Here is an 18,334-nt window from a genome sequence, read left to right on the forward strand (position 1 = left end):
CTCTCCAGCGACCGGAATATCCTTCGATCATCCGACTGGGCGACGTTGAAGCGCATGAAACCACGTGCTGTCTGCGACAGACTGAAGGCATTGCCCGGCGCTAAGACGACGTTGTCGGCAAGGCAGGCATGGGCGATATCGGCAGCGTCTACGCCGTCCGGCAGCTTGCACCAGACAAACATGCCCGCCTGCGGCCTTATCCATGGCGTGATGCCGAGCGGCGCAAGGCGGGCTGCCGTCTCGTCCATCGCTCTTGAAAGGCGAACGCGCAGTGCGTCCAGATGCTTGCGGTAGCTGCCGTCCTTCAAAAGCAGCAGGATCAGCTCGGACGAGAGCCGCCCGCCGCCGATGCTTGTCGCCATCTTGAGGTCGGTGAGCGGCTCGATCCAATCTGGTCTCGCGGCTATGAAGCCGCAACGGACAGAGGCGGAAAGCGTCTTGGAGAAGCTGCCGATATGGACCACACGCTCCAGTCCGTCGAATGCGGCGAGACGAGGAGCCGGCTCATCCTCGAGATCGGCGAAGATATCGTCTTCGATGATTGTCAGGCCGGCGCGCTCGGCAACTTGCAGCAGGCGGTGTGCGACAACAGGTGAACACGTCGCGCCTGTCGGGTTATGGATTGACGAGTTGGTGATGTAGAGCCGCGGCCGGTGCTCATCGATCGCCCGCTCGAATGCCTCGATATCCGGCCCGCTGGGCGTCATCGGAACGCCAATGGCGTTCGCACGGTGAGCGCGCAACAGTGCATGGAAATTGAAATAGCAGGGATCGTCCACCAATACGCCATCACCTGGCTCGATCAGAAAGCGGCACAGAAGGTCGATCGCCTGCGTGCCCGACTCGGTAAGAATGATGTGGTCGGGAGCTGCTGCAATGCCGCGCTCACCCATGCGGCGCGAGAGCAGTTGCCTAAGCTGTGGTAGCCCAAGCGGCGTTCCATAATCTGCAAGTACGCGCCCTTCGCCGCGGGAGATCGCGCGAAGCGCCTTCCGTATTGCTATCTCCGGCATCCAGCTTGCCGGCAGCCAGCCGCATCCGGGCTTCAGGAGTTCGGGCGCGTCTTCCAGCGACTGTCGGTAGACCCACAATGGATCGATCGCCCGATCGAGCTTCGGCCCGATCTCGGAAAGCGTAAGCGGCGCAAGCGGGCTCGAAACGTAGAAGCCGGAACCCGGCCGTGAACGGATCAGGCCTTCGCCGGCCAGCCGTTCATAGGCTTCCACGACAGTCGAAGGCGAGACCTGCATCGTTCTGGCAAAGGCGCGCACCGAGGGCAGGCGGGATCCCGGCACGAGCCCGCGAGCTGCGATCCGGCTGCGGATTTCCGCCATGACGGCTTCTATGCGCTTGCCGCCGCTCTCGCGCTTCATCGACTGTTGATCCATCTGTACTGTATCCGTATCCATAACAGTTTGTTTTGATTGTATAGCACTGTCTCTGGTGGTTCCAGCCCTTGCGGTCGATAGCGATGACAACGCAGGAGCATGGCGATGGACAGGACAGGCGGCTGGATCAACGGTTTTCTGGGAGTGTTGATCTTCAGCGGATCGCTTCCGGCGACGCGCGTTGCGGTCGCAAATTTCGATCCGCTGTTCCTGACCGTCGCCCGCGCCGCGATCGCTGGCATGCTTGCCTTATGCTTGCTGCTCGCCTTTCGCGAAAAGCGTCCTGGCCGCGCCGATCTTCTCTCGCTGCTTGTGGTGTCGCTGGGCGTGGTTATCGGCTTTCCGCTGCTCACCGCATTTGCGTTGAAGCACATCACTTCGGCTCACTCGACAGTTTTCATCGGCCTTCTGCCATTGGCGACCGCCGTCTTCGGCGTGCTGCGCGGCGGCGAGCGCCCACGTCCGGTCTTCTGGCTGTTTTCCTGCCTCGGCAGCGCCATAGTCGCGGGCTTTGCACTGATGCGCGAGGATGCCGCATCCTCGGTCGGCGATCTCTTGATGCTCGCGGCGGTCATCGTCTGTGGGCTGGGATATGCGGAAGGGGGTCGGCTGTCGCGCAAGCTGGGCGGCTGGCAGGTTATTTCCTGGGCGCTCGTTCTCTCGCTGCCGGTCATGCTCGTGCTGTCACTCGTCGTCATGCCGCCGTCCTTCCCGGATGCAGCAAGCACGTCTTGGATCGGTCTTGCTTATGTCTCTCTCTTCAGCATGCTGATCGGCTTCATATTCTGGTATCGCGGCCTTGCGCTCGGCGGAATCGCTGCCGTCGGCCAGCTGCAATTGCTGCAGCCCTTCTTCAGCCTGGCGCTTGCAGCTGTGCTGCTTCATGAGAAGGTGAGCCTAAGCATGTTTGCGGTTACGCTGGCCGTCGTGGCCTGCGTTGCGGGCGCGAAGAAATTTGCGCGATAGAGCAGCAGGTGGAACTTCGGCTCCGCCTGAACCATCCGGCATCCCGCTTAGCCACGAAATGCCGCTTCAAGCTTGGGGATATCGAGTTTGACCATCTGCAGCATGACTTCGGTCATGCGTCGCGCCTTGGCCCGGTCCGGGTCGGCCATCATTTCGCCGAGCACGCGCGGCACCACCTGCCAGGAAAGCCCCCAGCGGTCCTTCAGCCAGCCGCATGCCTCCGCCACGCCGCCGTTCTGCAGGAAGCCATCCCAGAGCCGGTCGATCTCGGCCTGCGTCTCGCATGCGACGACGATCGAGAAGGAATGATTGAGCGGATCGAGCGGCCCGGCCTCCAGCGCCGTGAACTCCTGATCGCCAAGTCTGAACTCGATAACCTTGCAGCTGCCCTCCGGCCCGCTCGGCGTATCCGCGGGAACCACGGTCGTGCGCCGGATGGAAGAATTAGGCACCATCGAGACATAAAATTCGACGGCTTCCTTTGCGTCCTTTTCGAACCAGATATTCGTGCTGACCTTGGTCATTGGATAGTCTCCTCGTCTATGTGCTGACAATGGTTGACAGCCCAAGGACGTTTCAGGCGGAGGTCCTCCGACAGGCGCAAAGATTCTTTCCCACAAATTTGCCCGCATGCAAGATTTGACGTTTACGCAAACGTCAATATTTTGTAAGAGACTCTCAAATGCCGGTCCCGTCCGGTTGCCGAATTGGAGGAATTCGAACAATGCCAGTCTACAAGGCTCCGGTTAATGACACGCTCTTCGTGCTGAACGACGTGCTGGGCATCGAGCGCTACAATAATCTGCCGGGTTTTGCCGATGCAACGCCGGACATGATCGCGGCCATTCTGGGCGAGGCGGCAAAGGTGGCAGAGGAAGTGCTCTTCCCGCTGAATTATTCCGGCGATCAGGAAGGCTGCAGGCGGGCGGACGACGGTTCGGTCACGACGCCGAAGGGCTTCAGGGGGGCCTACAAGACCTATTGCGAAGGGGGCTGGATCGGTCTTGCCGTACCGGAGGAATTCGGCGGCCAGGGCCTTCCCTACACGCTGCATGCCGCCGTTGGCGAATATACCTCCGCGGCGAACATGTCGCTGATGATGTATCCGGGGCTGACGCAAGGCGCCATTGCGGCGATTCTCGTCCACGGGTCGGACGAGCAGAAGCAGGCCTATCTGCCAAAGATGGTTGCCGGCGAATGGTCGGGCACCATGAACCTCACCGAACCGCATTGCGGCACCGATCTAGGCCTGCTTCGCACCAAGGCTGTGCCGCAGGGTGACGGCAGCTACAAGATTTCCGGCCAGAAGATCTTCATCTCCGCCGGCGAGCACGACATGACGGACAATATCGTCCATCTGGTGCTCGCCCGCATCGAGGGTGCGCCGGAAGGCACCAAGGGCATCTCGCTCTTCATCGTGCCGAAGTTCCTCGTCAATGCCGACGGCACGCCGGGCGACCGCAATGCCGTCTCCTGCGGCGCGATCGAGCACAAGATGGGCATTCACGGCAATGCTACCTGCGTCATGAATTACGACGAGGCGACCGGCTTCCTGATCGGCGCGGAAAACCGCGGCCTGAACGCCATGTTCGTGATGATGAACGAGGCTCGCCTCGGCGTCGGCCTGCAGGGCCTCTCGATCTCGGAAATTGCCTATCAGAACGCTGTGAACTACGCCCGCGAGCGCATCCAGGGCCGTTCGCTCTCCGGCCCGAAGGCGCCGGAAAAGAAGGCTGATCCGATCATCGTCCATCCCGATATCCGCCGAACGCTGATGACCATCCGCGCCTTCAACGAGGCCGGCCGTGCGTTCCTCCTCTGGACAGCGCTGAAATCCGACATCGCCCACCGCGCCGCGAGCGATGCCGAGCGCCAGACGGCAGATGACATCCTCGGCCTCGTCACCCCGATCCTCAAGGGCGTGATGACCGACAAGGGCTTTGATCACGCCGTCATGGCCCAGCAGATCTTCGGCGGTCACGGGTATATCGAAGAGCATGGCATGAGCCAGTACGTGCGCGACGCCCGTATCGCGATGATCTACGAAGGTGCCAACGGCATCCAGGCGCTCGATCTCGTCGGCCGCAAGCTGGGTCTCAACGGCGGCCGCGCCGTCATGGCGCTCTTCAAGGAGATCGGCGATTTCTGCGAGGAGAACCGCAACGACGAGAAGATGACCTTCTTCACCAAGAACCTGAAGAAGGGCTTGAACGACGTGCAGGCGGCGACCATGTGGTTCATGCAGCATGCGATGGCAAAGCCCGACAATGCCGGTGCCGGCTCGACGGACTACATGCATCTCTTCGGCCTCGTCGTTCTCGGCTATATGTGGGCGAAGATGGCGAAAGCCGCAGAGGATGGCCTTGCGAGCGGCGATTCGCCGCGCGAAAGCTATCTCAGGAACAAGCTTGTGACCGCCCGCTTCTTCATGGAGCGCATCATGCCGGAAACCGCACTGCGCAAGGCTCGCATCGAGACAGGCGCCGAGACGATGATGACCTTGCCCGCCGAGGCGTTTTGATTTGGGTTGCCCCTTCTCCCCGCCGGGGAGATGGTAGCCCGAAGGGCCGGATGAGGGAGCGCGCCTCAGGCGTGGCTTTCTTCTGGCTCCGGCTTTGCCGGGGACCCTTATCGCCTCGCTTGTTCGGTACTTCTCCCTGCTTGGGGGAAGGGAAGACACGGAATTCAACGGCCACCCGGCCGATAGGGAGATGAGACAATGACCGAGGTTTTCATTTACGATCACGTCCGCACGCCGCGCGGCCGCGGCAAGAAGGATGGCTCGCTGCACGAGGTGCCCTCCGTCCGCCTCGCCGCCAAGACGCTGGAGGCGATCCGCGACCGCAACGGGCTCGACACGAAGACGGTCGACGACATCATCATGGGCTGCGTCGACCCGGTGATGGACGCCGGCGCCGTCATTCCCAAGGCCGCAGCCTTCGAGGCCGGCTATTCGACGCACGCCCCCGGCATCCAGATCTCCCGCTTCTGCGCCTCCGGCCTCGATGCCGTAAACCTTGCGGCCGGCAAGATTTCGCAAGGGGCCGATGACATCGTGATTTCCGGCGGCGTCGAAAGCATGTCACGCGTCGGCCTCGGCATGTCCGGCGGCGCCTGGTTCATGGACCCGTCGGTCAATTTCCCCGCCTATTTCATGCCGCAGGGCGTCTCGGCCGATCTCATCGCCACCAAATACGGCTTCTCCCGCGACGACGTCGACGCCTATGCCGTCGAAAGCCAGAAGCGCGCTGCCAATGCGTGGGAAAAGGGCTACTTCAAGAATTCGGTCATTCCGGTGAAGGACCAGAACGGCCTGACGATCCTTGCCCATGACGAGCACATGCGCCCCGGCACCGATATGCAGGCGTTGGCCTCCCTCAATCCGTCCTTCCAGATGCCAGGCGAAATGGGCGGCTTCGAGGCTGTCGGCATCCAGGCCCATCCGGAGGTCGAGCGCATCAACTACGTCCATCACGCCGGCAATTCCTCGGGTATCGTCGATGGCGCCGCTGCCGTGCTGCTCGGCTCCAAGGCCGGCGGCGAAACGATGGGCCTCAAACCCCGCGGCCGCATCAAGGCCTTTGCCAATATCGGCTCCGACCCGGCGCTGATGCTGACCGGCCCCGTCGACGTCACGGAAAAGCTGCTGAAGCGCACCGGCATGCAGCTTTCAGACATCGATCTCTTCGAACTCAACGAAGCCTTCGCCGCCGTCGTGCTGCGCTACATGCAGGCTTTCGACATTTCGCACGACCGGATGAACGTCAATGGCGGCGCCATCGCCATGGGCCACCCGCTCGGCGCCACGGGCGCGATGATCCTCGGCACCGTGTTGGACGAGCTAGAGCGCCGCGATCTCAATACCGCGCTCGTCACGCTGTGCATCGGCGCCGGCATGGGCACGGCGACGGTGGTCGAGAGAGTTTAGTCGCGGAGAACCTTTGGGGCGGCCTGCTCGCTTATGTCCGTCATCCTCGGGCTTGACCGGAGGATACACCGCCTAAGGGCTGGATGGTCAGGTCAAGGCCGACCATGACGGCAAAGAAAGGGGCCGTACAAGGTCGCACTGCTGGAAGAGATTTCAAGGGAGAGGAGTCCCGCCATGAATACCTATAAGAACTTCACCGTTAGAACCGACGCCGACGGCATTGCGCTCGTCACCTGGGATATGCCCGGCAAGTCCATGAACGTCTTCACCGAAGAGGTAATGGACGAGCTGAACGCCATCGTCGACGCCACGGTTGCCGATACCGCCGTCAAGGGCGTCGTCATCACCTCCGGCAAGTCCACCTTCTCCGGTGGCGCGGACCTGTCGATGATCAAGTCGATGTTTACCCTCTACCAGCAGGAGAAGGCTGCAAACCCGCAAACCGCTGCGCAGAAACTGTTCGATCTCGTCGGCCGCATGACCGGCCTCTTCCGCAAGCTCGAAACCTGCGGCAAGCCCTGGGTCTCGGCGATCAACGGCACCTGCATGGGCGGTGCCTTGGAAATGTCGCTCGCCTGCCATGGCCGCGTCGCCTCCAATGCCAAGTCGGTGAAGATCGCGCTGCCTGAGGTCAAGGTCGGCATTTTCCCCGGGGCCGGCGGCACGCAGCGCGTCGCGCGCCTGGCCGATGCCCAGTCCGCCCTGCAGATGATGACGACCGGTCAGTCGCTCTCTGCCTCCCGCGCCAAGGCAATGAATCTCGTGCATCAGGTGGTCGAGCCGGACCAGCTCATCCCGGCTGCCAAGCAGATGATCAAGGATGGCCTGAAGCCCGTCGCTCCTTGGGATGAGAAAGGCTTCAAGGCGCCCGGCGGCGGCATCTGGACGCCTGCCTCCGCACAGCTCTGGCCGGCCGCTCCCGCGATCTTGCGCCGCGAGACCGCCGGGAATTATCCGGGCGCGCTTGCCATCCTCAAATGTGTCTATGAAGGCCTGCAGGTGCCTTTCGATACGGCGCTGAAGATCGAGCAGCGCTATTTCACGCAGGTGCTGCAGACCACCGAAGCCTTCTCGATGATCCGCTCGCTCTTCATCTCGATGCAGGAGCTTGGCAAGGGGGCCCGCCGCCCGGCAGGTGTGCCCAAGACCGACCTGAAGAAAGTCGGCGTCGTCGGCGCCGGCTTCATGGGCGCCTCGATCGCCTATGTTACGGCCGCCGCCGGTATCGACGTCATCCTGATAGATCGCGATATGGACGCGGCCAACAAGGGCAAGGCGACCGGCGAAGGCCTGGTGAAGGAGTCCATCGGTAAGGGGCGTCTTACGCAGGAAGAGGGTGTCGCCATCCTCTCCCGCATCACTCCATCTGCCGATTACGCCGATCTGAAGGACGCCAATCTCGTCATCGAAGCCGTCTTCGAAGATCGCGAGGTCAAGAAGGACGTCATCGAAGCCGTCGAGGAAGTGCTCTCCGAAGGCGCGATTTTTGCCTCCAACACCTCGACCCTGCCGATCACCGGCCTGGCGAAAAATTCCAAACGCCCGGAAAATTTCATCGGCATCCACTTCTTCTCGCCGGTGGAAAAGATGATGCTGACCGAAGTCATCCTCGGCAAGGAAACCGGCGACAATACGCTCGCCGTGGCGCTGGATTATGTCGCCGCCATCAAGAAGACGCCGATCGTCGTCAACGACACCCGCGGCTTCTTCGTCAATCGCTGCGTGCTGCGCTACATGGCCGAAAGCTATGACATGCTCATCGAAGGCGTGCCGCCTGCGATGATCGAGAACGCCGCCAAGATGGCCGGCATGCCGGTCGGCCCCTTGGCGCTGAACGACGAGGTCGCCATCGACCTGTCGCTGAAGATCCTCAAGGCCACGGTCGCGGACCTGGGCGAAAAGGCGATCGCCCCCCGCCACATGGAGCTCGTCTCCCGCATGGTGGAAAAGGAAGGCCGCTTCGGCCGCAAGAACTCCAAGGGCTTCTACGACTACCCTGCGAAGCCCGCAAAGAAGTCCCTCTGGCCCGAACTGAAGTCCTTCTACCCGCAGAAGAAGGCAGAGGGCGTGGACGTCAACACCCTCAAGCAGCGCTTCCTGGTCACCATCGCGCTCGAAGCCGCCCGCACGGTCGAAGAAGGCATCGTCACCGACCCCCGCGAGGCCGACGTCGGCTCCATCCTCGGCTTCGGCTTCGCGCCTTATACTGGCGGCGCGCTCAGCTACATCGACGGCATGGGCGCCAAGAAGTTCGTGGAATTGTGTGAAACGTTAGCCGCTTCTTACGGATTGCATTTCAAGCCGACGTCGCTGCTGAACGACATGGCCGCGAAGGACGAGACGTTTTATGGCCGGTTTGATCCGTATGCAAAGGAGAAGGAGGTGGCGTGAGCCGCCTCAATGATTTGTGTTTAGTCTGTCAAGGCTCAAGGTGACGCAGCAAGGGGCGCGCCCGTTCCCAGGAGACTTTCATGGCCACTATCGCCGAAATCGTCATCGAAGCTGAAACCCCCTCGCGCCTCGCCGCCTTCTGGGCGGCAATTCTCGATGGCTACCAGGTCCGTCCCTATGACGACGCCGAAATCAGCCGATTGGCGAAGCGTGGGTTTACGCCGGAGACGGACCCGACCGTGATGGTGGACGGCCCCGGCCCGTCGCTCTGTTTCCAGCGCGTCCCGCTGCGCGATTACAGCAACAACCGGGTCCATCTGGATATTGCCGTCGATGATGTTCCAGCCGCAATCGAACGCATCACCGCGCTAGGCGGCAGCGTCCAGCGAAGGGAACCAGGCTATACGGTGATGAAGGACCCGCAGGGCAATCAGTTCTGCATCGTGCCCGCGAGATAAAACGAGTCTTCGGTCAAATTTCGCACCCAACGACAGCGCGTATGCGCAATGCGGAGGATGAGGAAACCGGCGCATGAAAGTGCCGGACGGGTGAGGAACCCCGGTATCGTATGACTGCCCATCAGGAACGAAAATTGCGCTCCTTCTCGTTCCGCCTTGCGCTGGAGACAATTTTCGCGTAAATGCCTGCACATCGATCTTGCTAGATGGACTTTGTTTCGGCCATTTGTGCCGTTCCTGGCGAACTTCCTCCAAAATCGGTCTTCATCGCGCGTCGGCTTTGGCCGGTGCGTTATCTTCTACGTACGATTTTAAAGGATATCGTCATGAACACAGGTACCGTTAAGTGGTTCAACGCAACCAAGGGCTTCGGCTTCATTCAGCCGGATGACGGCGCAGCCGACGTTTTCGTCCACATCTCCGCTGTCGAGCGTGCCGGAATGCGCGACCTCCAGGAAGGCCAGAAGCTTTCCTACGAGCTCGTTTCCGACAAGCGTTCGGGCAAGATGTCGGCAGACCGTCTTCAGGCGGCCTGAGCCTCGCAAGGCTTGAGAATATCATCTCCGGAACGTGACCACGGATGTACTGGCACGTTTCGTCGAGATGGCAGGAAGGTCGGGTTAGCCCGGCCTTTTTTTCGTTTGCGCCAAGCGCCTTTTATATCACTCCGCCGCTGCGCGCTTCAGCCCGGAAATCTGCGTGATGAAGGCGCGAAGGGCGGCCGGGCGCACCGGCTTGTGCTGGATGGCGATGCCGTGGCGCTCCGCCTCCACCCTGACCTCCGGTGTCCGGTCGGCGGTCACCAGCAGCGCCGGGAGATCGGTCCCGAAGCACTTTCGCAAACTTAAGATCGCGGACATTCCGGTCCCGTCACCGAGATGATAGTCCGCGATGATGAGATCGGGCGCGGGCTGACGCGTATCGAAACCCGAAGCCATGGCCAGGGAGTCGATAGCCTCCACCTCGCAACCCCACCCGGAAATCAAGAGCCGCATGCCTTCGAGGATCTTCGGCTCGTTGTCGATGCAAAGGATCCTTAATCCCTTGAGCGGTTGCGGCAACCGATCGGTCGCCGCTGCCGAGGACGGTGCCGCACCGGCCTTGGAAACATCGAGTGGCATGACGATGCGGAAATCCGTGCCCTTGCCGTGCGTCGAATGCAGCTCGACCGGATGGTTGAGGACGCGGGCGATGCGGTCGACGATCGAAAGGCCGAGGCCGAGGCCGGAGGCCGTTTTCGCGCCTTCGTCGAGGCGCGCGAATTCCTTGAAGACGGTGCGGAACTTCGAGGGCGGGATGCCGATGCCCGAATCCATCACCTGGATCACCACCTGGTTTCCCCGCCGCCGGGCGCCGACCAGCACCTTGCCGGTCAACGTATATTTGATGGCGTTGGAAACAAGGTTCTGCACGAGGCGCCGCAGCAGGTTGGGATCGGAGCGGACCCGCAGCGATGTCGGCATCACGACAAGCTTCAGCTTCTTCGCCCGGGCAATCGGCGCAAAATCGGTCTCGATGCGCTCCAGCAGGCCGGCCAGCGGCACGGATGTCAGGCGCGGCCGCATCGCACCCGTATCAAGCCGCGAGATGTCGAGAACGGCCCCCAGAATGGTTTCGACCGATTCCAGGGCAGAATCGATATTGCGCACGATCGGCCCGTTTTCGGACTGCGCGATGCGCTCGACGAGGGCGGAGGAGTAAAGCCGCGCCGCATTCAGCGGTTGCAGGATGTCGTGGCCGGCGGCGGCAAAGAAGCGGGTCTTGCCGATGTTCGCTTCATCGGCGGCCGCTCGCGCCTCGCCGAGTTCGCGGTTCACTCGCGTGAGCTCCGCCGTTCGCTCGGCAACGCGCTGCTCCAGCGTCTCGTTTGCCTGCTTCAGTGCCTGGTCGGCCGCAACACGCTGGGTAATGTCGGTAAAGGTCGCCACGATGCCCTTGTCCGGCATAGCGTTGGACCGCACTTCGATGATCCGTGCGCCGCCGCCGAGAACGAGCGAGAAGGGTTTGTCGAGCGTCAGGAAATGCCGCACCGTCTGGCTGAGTTCGGCGGCTGGAACGTCACCGCGCTGGCTCAAGATCGCCACGATTTCCGAAAGCGGAAAGCCGACACGGCCGACATCCTCCGGCAGGTCGAGAAGCTGGCGGAAGCGCCGGTTCCAGATCGTCAGCTGGTTGGAGCTGTCGAAGACGGCAATGCCCTGGTCCATCTGCGAAAGCGCCGTCTGCAGCATGTCCTGGTTATACTGCAGCGCCTCGCTTGCCTGGTCGAGCAGCCATGCCGTGTCGGCGGATGCGTCCTCGGTCTTCTGCAAGATCAGCGAAAGCACCAACCGCGCGGAGGAGGATCCGATGGCGCTGCCGAGCAGTTGTTCGGTGAAGTGGATGAGCGCCATGTCGGCTGGCTGGTCGTCCTCCAGCTTGCGCCCGGAATTCTGCTCGTATGTTGTAAGCGATCGCTGCATGCGCTCTTCGCCGAGATAGCGCGAGATTGCTGTTTTCAGGTCGCCGACGCTGATGCGGGTCTTCCATCCGCGGGTCGCAAACTGCGAGCGCGACTGCCCCTTCACGAAGATGCCTGCCTGGATGCGCTCCAGCGGACGGGCGTTGCGCGTCATCGAGCCGACGATGAAGAAGCCGGTATTGATAAGCAGGCTCATCGCTGTGGCATTGACGAGTGGATCGGCATCGGCTGCTGCAAAAAGCGCCGTGCCCGGAAAGATGAAGCTGAGGAAGGCGGTCGCGACATAGGAATAATCCGGCCCGCCGAGCGAAGGCAGAAAGAGCAGGTAGAACCAGATGACGAAACCCGACGTGAGGCCGAGAATGGCGCCGCGTGCATTGGCCCGCCGCCAGATAAGTCCGCCGAAGAAGGCGGGTGCGATCTGTGCGATCGCGGCGAAGGACAAAAGGCCGATCGAGGCAAGGCCGGTCGTGCTGTCGGTCGAGCGGTAATAGGCATAGCCGAGCAGCAGGACGGCGAAGATAGCGCTGCGGCGGATGTTGAGCAGGCTTTTCGCGAAGTCATCGCGCTGGCCGCTGCGTCCGGCAAGCTTCCGGCGCAGGAAGATCGGCATGATGATGTCGTTCGACACCATGATGGAAAGCGCAACGGAATCGACGATGACCATTGCGGTCGCCGCCGAAAAGCCGCCGATGAAGGTGATCAGCGAAACGATCTGCATCTGCCCGGCAAGCGGCAGGGACAGCACGTAAAAGTCGGCATTGCCTGCGCCGCCGAAGGTCAGCAGGCCGCCAATCGCCACCGGCAGCACGAAGAGATTGATGGCAATGAGATAGAGCGGAAAGAGATAGCCGGCGAGCCGCAGCTGTTTTGCCGAGCGGTTTTCGACGACGGTGACGTGAAACTGGCGCGGTAGCATGATGATCGCAATAGCCGACAGCAGTATCAGCGTGATCCAACGGCTGATCGGCGTCTTGTAGTTGAGGGTTGCGTTGACCAACTGGTTGTCCACGCTTTTCCGCCAAAGGTCGGCAGGCCCATCGAAGAGAAACCAGATGACGCAGATGCCGGCGGTCAGGAAGGCGACGAGCTTGACCAGCGATTCCATCGAAACGGCGAGGATCAGTCCGTCCTGGTGCTCTGTCGCATCGGTGTGCCGCGTGCCGAACATGACGGCGAAGCAGGCAAGCACCAGGGTTGCGATCAGCGGCAGATCGAGGAAGTAGAGGTTGCCGCTGCCAATGCCATAATCCGAAGGATTGACCATCGCGGTCACCGTGCTGCTGATCGCCTTCAGCTGCAGTGCGATATAAGGAATTGTGCCAATCAGCGAGATCAGCGCCACGATCGTTGCGACCGTGGGATTCTTCCCATAGCGGGCGGCGAGGAAGTCCGCGACGGAGGTAAGCTTTTCGGCCTTGGCAAGTTCGATGATCCGCCGCAGCACCGGCATGCCGAGCGTGAAGACGAGGATCGGGCCGATATAGATCCCGGCAAATTCAAGGCCGCGCTGCGAAGCGAGCCCGACGCCGCCGAAATAGGTCCAGGAGGTGCAGTAGATCGCAAGGCTCAGCGCATAGACGATCGGCCAGCCGCCGTCCGGTATGCCCAGCCTCTGGCTTCTACGGTCACCATAGCTTGCGACCGCAAAAAGCAGCAGCAGATAGCCGAAGGCAAACGCGATAATAACCCAGCCTTGAAGCATCGACCCTCCACCGGCGCGCCATTTGCCGGTTCTTTCAAAAGACATCAAGACTAAGGGAAATCATCGGTCTTGGAAATTGCGATGATCTAGGCATTAAGTCCAAGGCGCAGGAAGGTCCTGGTTGTTTCAATTTTGCAATTGAATAATCAATCAAGAGATGTAGCTAATAAAAACAGGGGACTGTCCGTGAGAGCGCATCAGAGGGAGACAGATCGGATGCTCAATGAATTCAAGGCCTTTATCGCCCGAGGCAACGTCATGGACCTTGCCGTCGGCGTCATCATCGGCGGTGCTTTCGGCGGCATCGTCAAATCGCTGGTCGACGATATCATCATGCCGATCGTCGGTGCCGTTTTCGGCGGTTTCGATTTTTCCAACTACTTCTTCGGTCTTTCGTCTGCGGTCAACGCGCCGACGCTTGCCGCAGCCCGCGCGCAGGGTGCTGTCTTCGCCTATGGCAATTTCATCACCGTGGTCATCAATTTCCTGATCCTTGCCTGGATCATCTTCCTGATGATCAAGGGCGTGAATATGCTGCGCAGGCAGGTCGAGCGCAACGAGCAAAAGGCAGCGGAGGAGGCGCCGCCGCCGGCCGATGTCGCGCTCCTCACGGAAATCCGCGATCTGCTGGCCAAGCGCCCGGCGGTCTGATCAAGGCTCGCAGCCCGTACTTTGCGAGGTTGATTCATAACGAAAAGCGATGCGGCATCACGCATTCTCATGGGATTTGCGCCCGGTTTTGTACTATGAAGGCGAAAACCGGAGATCTGCATGTCGATTATGAACAGCCTCAGCCCGCGCGCCGTTTCGGCGCCAGAAAGCGGGATCGTCGAAGTCGTCAATTATGCCCGTGGCCGCGATGGCCTGCTACCGCTCTGGGTCGGCGAGGGGGATCTTCCGACACCGAATTTCATCAGCCGGGCGGCAATGGACGCGCTGGCAGCGGGAGAGACCTTCTATACCTGGCAGCGCGGCATTCCGGAGCTTCGCCAGGCACTATCTGACTATTACGCCCGGCATTTCGGCATCAGCCTGCCCGCTGAGCATTTCTATGTCACCGGCTCAGGCATGCAGGCGATCCAGATTGCGGTGCAGGCATTGACGTCGCCGGGCGACGAACTGGTCTACCTGACGCCCGCCTGGCCGAATATCGCCGCTGCGCTGGAAATTGCCGGTGCCCGCTCCGTCGGCGTTGAGCTTCAGTTCGAGGGCGGCAAATGGGTGGTCGATCTCAATCGCATCGAAGCGGCACTCACCCCGAAGACAAGGGCGCTGTTCATCAACACGCCATCCAATCCGACAGGGTGGACCGCCACGAAGAGGGATCTCGCGGACCTCCTTGAACTTGCCCGCAAGCGCGATCTCTGGATCATGGCGGATGAAATTTATGCCCGATATTTCTACGCCGGAACCCGTGCGCCTTCTTTTCTTGATATCATGGTACCGGGCGACAAGGTCATGTTCGTCAATTCCTTCTCGAAGAACTGGTCGATGACCGGCTGGCGTGTCGGCTGGATCGTGGCGCCAGCGGAAACCGGGCAGGTGCTCGAAAACCTGATCCAATATTCGACCTCGGGCGTCGCGCAATTCATGCAGAAGGGTGCGGTGGCAGCCCTCACCGAGGGCGATGCGTTCGTCGAGGCCAATATCCAGAAGGCGGCTCTTTCGCGCGACATCCTCTGCGATGCACTGATTGCCACAAACCGCGTCGAGACGTTGAAGCCGGACGGTGCGCTCTACGCCTTTTTGAAGATCGACGGCGTCACCGACAGCCGCAAAGCAGCGCTGGACATCGTCGACAAGACGGGCGTCGGACTGGCGCCCGGAACCGCCTTCGGCGCAGGCGGCGAGCTTTTCCTGCGAGCCTGTTTCCTGCGCGATCCGCTACAGGTCAAGGCAGCAGCCGACAAGCTTTGCGATTACATTCTGAAACTTTGACGCTCAAGGCCCGGCTGTCGCAGCCGGAGCCTTTTTGATGCCGGAAACGGTGGTTCGCTAAAATTGTAGCAAAGCCGGAAATCAGCCTCTAACCACAGCAGCAAACTTACCGGTTCAAAGGCGTCCGAACGGGTGCCTGATAAGAAGATCTGAAAGGAAAACCCGCGTCAGATGCCCTGTCCGATTAAACAGGGAACGGGACATGGCAATTTTGGTGACAGGCGGCGCCGGCTACATCGGCAGTCACATGGTTTGGGCACTGCTCGATGCAGGCGAGAAGGTCGTCGTGCTCGATCGCCTTTCCACCGGCTTTCGCTGGGCTGTCGCGCCTGCTGCGCGCTTCTACCTGGGGGATATCGCCGATGCCGAGGTCCTCAAGACGATTTTCATCGAGAACGACATCGAGGCGATCATCCATTTTGCGGGCTCCGCGGTCGTTCCGGCTTCGGTTGCCGATCCGCTATCTTATTACGACAACAATTCCGGCAAGACGCGTGCGCTCCTGAGCGCGGCGATCGCTGCCGGTGTGCGCCATTTCGTCTTCTCGTCGACGGCGGCGGTCTATGGTCCGCAAAAGACTTCCGATCCGGTCAAGGAAACAGCGCCGCTCAACCCGGAAAATCCGTATGGCCAGTCGAAGCTGATGACGGAGTTCATGCTGCGCGACGCTGCTGCGGCCTATGATTTCGACTATGTGGCGCTCCGCTACTTCAACGTTGCAGGTGCCGATCCGCACGGCCGTGCCGGACAATCCACCAGCGGCGCGACGCATCTCATCAAGGTCGCCTGCGAGGCAGCCCTCGGCAAGCGCGACAGCGTGCATGTCTACGGCATCGACTATCCGACGCATGACGGCACCGGCGTGCGCGACTATATCCATGTCACCGATCTTGCCGAGGCTCACCTCAAGGCGCTGCAGCATCTGCGCAAGGGCAAGGGATCGTTGGTCGCGAATTGTGGCTATGGTTCCGGCTATACGGTGCTCGACGTTCTGAACATGGTGGTGCGCCTGCACGGCTACGCGTTCAAGATTCATATGGCGCCACGCCGTCCGGGCGATGCCGCAAGTGTCGTCGCCGACGCCACCTTGGCGCATCGCGTGCTGGACTGGACGCCGAAATACGATTCCCTTGAGACGATCGTTCGCAGCGCACTGGACTGGGAGCTGGCGCTGATCAACCGCAGGGTCGGGGAGCTGCAGGGTGTGCACCGTGCCCTTGTCGCGGCGTCCTTCTAAGAGCGATCACGCCTGTTTTTCGACGCAAAGTCCACTGGAACGAAGCGCTCCCTCTGTTTATTGATGGGGGGTCAATCGAGGGTGGACGGCGGACATGCAGAACAATCACGAACGGGAAGTCATTATCGAACGGCGCGGCACGGCGGGGATCATCCGCCTCAATCGGCCGAAGGCGCTGAACAGCCTGACGCTCGACATGGTGCGCATGATCGACGCGGCGCTCGACGAATTCGCGGATGATGACGGCGTTGCAAGCGTGGTGGTGACGGGTGAGGGCGACCGCGGCTTCTGCGCCGGCGGTGATATTCGTGCACTTCACGAAAGCGGGCGCTCGGGTTCCGACCTTGCGGAGACGTTCTGGCGCGAGGAGTTCACGCTCAACCACCGCATCGCAAGCTACGCTAAACCCTATGTCGCCCTGATGGATGGTATCACCATGGGCGGTGGCGTCGGCCTTTCGGCGCATGGGCGGCACCGCATCGTGACGGAGCGGACGAGGCTTGCGATGCCGGAAACCGGCATCGGTTATTTCCCGGATGTAGGAGCGACCTGGCTGCTGCCGCGCATGCCCGGCCAGACGGGAACATGGACAGGATTGACCGGCCAGGAGCTGAATGCGGCGGATGCCATCTATGCCGGCCTTGCCGATTTTGAGATCCCGTCGTCGCGGCTGCCGAATGTCATCGACGCGTTGGCTCGGTTGCCGGTCGGGTCATCGCCGGTAGCTTGCGAGGCTCTGCTGAAGCATGTTGCCGGCAAGGCGACCGAAAGCCGCCTGCAGGCCGTTCGGCCGTTGATCGACCATGCCTTCTGTTTCGATCGCGTCGAAGAGGTTATGGAAGCGCTCGCCGCTGACGAAGGCGAATTCGCCGCCAAAACACGGAAGACCCTGCAGACGCGCTCGCCGACGAGCCTGAAATTGACTTTGCGTCTGCTGAGGGAAGGACGGCAGAGCGTCAATCTCGCCGCCTGCCTGAACCGTGAGTTAGGGGCCTGTATGCAGATATTGAAATCCGCGGACTTTTATGAGGGCGTGCGGGCGGCGGTGATCGACAAGGATAGGAATCCGAAATGGTCGCCTTCAACCATCGAGGCGGTAAACGCAGAGGTGCTCGCGCCGTTCTTCAAACCGGCCGATCGCCCGCTTGCCCTCTAGCGCCACATACCGCGCATGCGGGCGCCGACATCGATGCGGACTTGGCGCGCCTGTTGCGCGGAGGCGCTTTCACTCTTGACCTGCGGCCAACCGCAGACCTCGAAAAATTGCAGCAGTGTCGCCGGGATGAAGCGGGTGCGCGAGGCATAGACGTGCCGGTCTCCCTGCGCATTCTGCCCGTGCGTGAAGAAGCGCTGCGGGACGACGAGATCGAGATTGTCCCTGGCGCGCGTCATCGCGACATAAAGCAGGCGCCGCTCCTCCTCTATTTCCGCCCTAGTGCCAACGCCGAGATCCGACGGAATGCAGCCGTCGACGACGTTCAACATGAAGACCTTGGTCCACTCCTGACCCTTGGCCGAATGGATAGTCGAGAGGATCAGATAGTCCTCGTCGAGCAACGGCACGCCCGCCTGGTCGCTGGTCGCATCAGGCGGATCGAGCGTCAGTTCGGTCAGGAAGCGTTCGCGCGACGGGTAGCCGCCGGCGATTTGCTCGAGCTGCAGGAGATCGGCCTGACGCGTTGCGGCATCCTCGTGCAGCCGCTCGAGATGCGGCTGATACCATTCTCGGACCAGGCCGATTTCGGCGGGCCAGCCGGCTTTCTTGGATCTCAGCTCCTGCATGACCGAAACGAAGGAGGTCCAATCCTCGCCGGCGCGCGGCGGGGCGGGCATGTCGGCGAGGGCCTGCAAGGGACTTGGAT

The 18,334-nt window shown here is 61.3% G+C and carries 14 protein-coding genes; 10 read left to right on the plus strand and 4 right to left on the minus strand.

The features are described from left to right. A partial coding sequence (locus tag C9413_RS11645) for a PLP-dependent aminotransferase family protein (protein ID WP_170250473.1) occupies positions 1 to 1,388 on the minus strand: 1,388 nt, incomplete at its 3' end. Positions 1,389 to 1,493: 105 nt separating this feature from the next. Here C9413_RS11645 and C9413_RS11650 point away from each other — a divergent pair. Next, positions 1,494 to 2,354, plus strand: a complete 861-nt coding sequence (locus C9413_RS11650; protein ID WP_039843874.1) for a DMT family transporter — start codon at positions 1,494 to 1,496, stop codon at positions 2,352 to 2,354. 47 nt (positions 2,355 to 2,401) lie between these two features. On the opposite strand, the gene C9413_RS11655 is transcribed toward C9413_RS11650, so the two are convergent. After that, positions 2,402 to 2,878 (minus strand): VOC family protein, encoded by a 477-nt coding sequence (locus C9413_RS11655; RefSeq protein ID WP_039843875.1) that lies wholly within the window; start codon positions 2,876 to 2,878, stop codon positions 2,402 to 2,404. Between the two features lie 200 nt (positions 2,879 to 3,078). On the opposite strand from C9413_RS11655, the gene C9413_RS11660 reads away from it, so the two are divergent. The 5 genes from C9413_RS11660 (at position 3,079) to C9413_RS11680 (ending at position 9,667) form a co-directional block, all read left to right on the plus strand. Continuing rightward, on the plus strand, positions 3,079 to 4,875 hold the full coding sequence (locus tag C9413_RS11660) for an acyl-CoA dehydrogenase C-terminal domain-containing protein (RefSeq protein ID WP_039843876.1): 1,797 nt from the start codon (positions 3,079 to 3,081) through the stop codon (positions 4,873 to 4,875). Positions 4,876 to 5,073: 198 nt separating this feature from the next. After that, on the plus strand, positions 5,074 to 6,282 hold the full coding sequence (locus C9413_RS11665; protein WP_039843877.1) for an acetyl-CoA C-acetyltransferase: 1,209 nt from the start codon (positions 5,074 to 5,076) through the stop codon (positions 6,280 to 6,282). 174 nt (positions 6,283 to 6,456) lie between these two features. Continuing rightward, positions 6,457 to 8,673 carry a 3-hydroxyacyl-CoA dehydrogenase NAD-binding domain-containing protein gene (locus tag C9413_RS11670; RefSeq protein WP_170250474.1) on the plus strand — a complete coding sequence of 739 codons (2,217 nt, stop codon included), beginning with the start codon at positions 6,457 to 6,459 and terminating at the stop codon, positions 8,671 to 8,673. 80 nt (positions 8,674 to 8,753) lie between these two features. Then, entirely contained in the window at positions 8,754 to 9,131 is a 378-nt protein-coding gene (locus C9413_RS11675) for a VOC family protein (protein ID WP_039843879.1), read from the plus strand. Positions 9,132 to 9,457: 326 nt separating this feature from the next. Continuing rightward, positions 9,458 to 9,667 carry a cold-shock protein gene (locus tag C9413_RS11680; protein WP_022718262.1) on the plus strand — a complete coding sequence of 70 codons (210 nt, stop codon included), beginning with the start codon at positions 9,458 to 9,460 and terminating at the stop codon, positions 9,665 to 9,667. A 126-nt stretch (positions 9,668 to 9,793) separates the two neighbouring features. On the opposite strand, the gene C9413_RS11685 is transcribed toward C9413_RS11680, so the two are convergent. After that, complete coding sequence (locus C9413_RS11685) at positions 9,794 to 13,297, minus strand: PAS domain-containing hybrid sensor histidine kinase/response regulator (RefSeq protein WP_039843880.1); 3,504 nt, start codon at positions 13,295 to 13,297, stop codon at positions 9,794 to 9,796. Positions 13,298 to 13,513: 216 nt separating this feature from the next. Between C9413_RS11685 and mscL the strand changes: the two genes are divergently transcribed. From mscL to C9413_RS11705, 4 genes are all read left to right on the plus strand, one after another. Further along, positions 13,514 to 13,948, plus strand: coding sequence for a large conductance mechanosensitive channel protein MscL (mscL, locus tag C9413_RS11690; RefSeq protein ID WP_039843881.1), 435 nt, complete (start codon positions 13,514 to 13,516; stop codon positions 13,946 to 13,948). Between the two features lie 120 nt (positions 13,949 to 14,068). Next, positions 14,069 to 15,235 carry a pyridoxal phosphate-dependent aminotransferase gene (locus tag C9413_RS11695; protein ID WP_039843882.1) on the plus strand — a complete coding sequence of 389 codons (1,167 nt, stop codon included), beginning with the start codon at positions 14,069 to 14,071 and terminating at the stop codon, positions 15,233 to 15,235. 202 nt (positions 15,236 to 15,437) lie between these two features. Then, positions 15,438 to 16,472 (plus strand): UDP-glucose 4-epimerase GalE, encoded by a 1,035-nt coding sequence (gene galE / locus C9413_RS11700; protein WP_170250475.1) that lies wholly within the window; start codon positions 15,438 to 15,440, stop codon positions 16,470 to 16,472. A 94-nt stretch (positions 16,473 to 16,566) separates the two neighbouring features. Then, a complete protein-coding gene (locus C9413_RS11705) occupies positions 16,567 to 17,628 on the plus strand; it encodes an enoyl-CoA hydratase/isomerase family protein (RefSeq protein ID WP_039843884.1) in 1,062 nt (353 codons plus the stop codon). Here the strand turns inward: C9413_RS11705 and C9413_RS11710 are convergent. Beyond that, on the minus strand, positions 17,625 to 18,334 hold a 710-nt coding region (locus C9413_RS11710), incomplete at its 5' end, for an ATP-dependent helicase (protein WP_170250476.1). The genes C9413_RS11705 and C9413_RS11710 overlap by 4 nt on opposite strands.

Source organism: Rhizobium sp. SEMIA 4085 (genome assembly GCF_013004495.1).
Lineage (GTDB): Bacteria > Pseudomonadota > Alphaproteobacteria > Rhizobiales > Rhizobiaceae > Rhizobium > Rhizobium gallicum.

Bases quoted from the DNA above. Each gene is read 5' to 3' on its own strand.
- C9413_RS11650 (WP_039843874.1), top strand. From the start codon at position 1,494: ATGGACAGGACAGGCGGCTGGATCAACGGTTTTCTGGGAGTGTTGATC.
- C9413_RS11655 (WP_039843875.1), bottom strand. From the start codon at position 2,878: ATGACCAAGGTCAGCACGAATATCTGGTTCGAAAAGGACGCAAAGGAA.
- C9413_RS11660 (WP_039843876.1), top strand. From the start codon at position 3,079: ATGCCAGTCTACAAGGCTCCGGTTAATGACACGCTCTTCGTGCTGAAC.
- C9413_RS11665 (WP_039843877.1), top strand. From the start codon at position 5,074: ATGACCGAGGTTTTCATTTACGATCACGTCCGCACGCCGCGCGGCCGC.
- C9413_RS11670 (WP_170250474.1), top strand. From the start codon at position 6,457: ATGAATACCTATAAGAACTTCACCGTTAGAACCGACGCCGACGGCATT.
- C9413_RS11675 (WP_039843879.1), top strand. From the start codon at position 8,754: ATGGCCACTATCGCCGAAATCGTCATCGAAGCTGAAACCCCCTCGCGC.
- C9413_RS11680 (WP_022718262.1), top strand. From the start codon at position 9,458: ATGAACACAGGTACCGTTAAGTGGTTCAACGCAACCAAGGGCTTCGGC.
- C9413_RS11685 (WP_039843880.1), bottom strand. From the start codon at position 13,297: ATGCTTCAAGGCTGGGTTATTATCGCGTTTGCCTTCGGCTATCTGCTG.
- mscL (WP_039843881.1), top strand. From the start codon at position 13,514: ATGCTCAATGAATTCAAGGCCTTTATCGCCCGAGGCAACGTCATGGAC.
- C9413_RS11695 (WP_039843882.1), top strand. From the start codon at position 14,069: ATGTCGATTATGAACAGCCTCAGCCCGCGCGCCGTTTCGGCGCCAGAA.
- galE (WP_170250475.1), top strand. From the start codon at position 15,438: ATGGCAATTTTGGTGACAGGCGGCGCCGGCTACATCGGCAGTCACATG.
- C9413_RS11705 (WP_039843884.1), top strand. From the start codon at position 16,567: ATGCAGAACAATCACGAACGGGAAGTCATTATCGAACGGCGCGGCACG.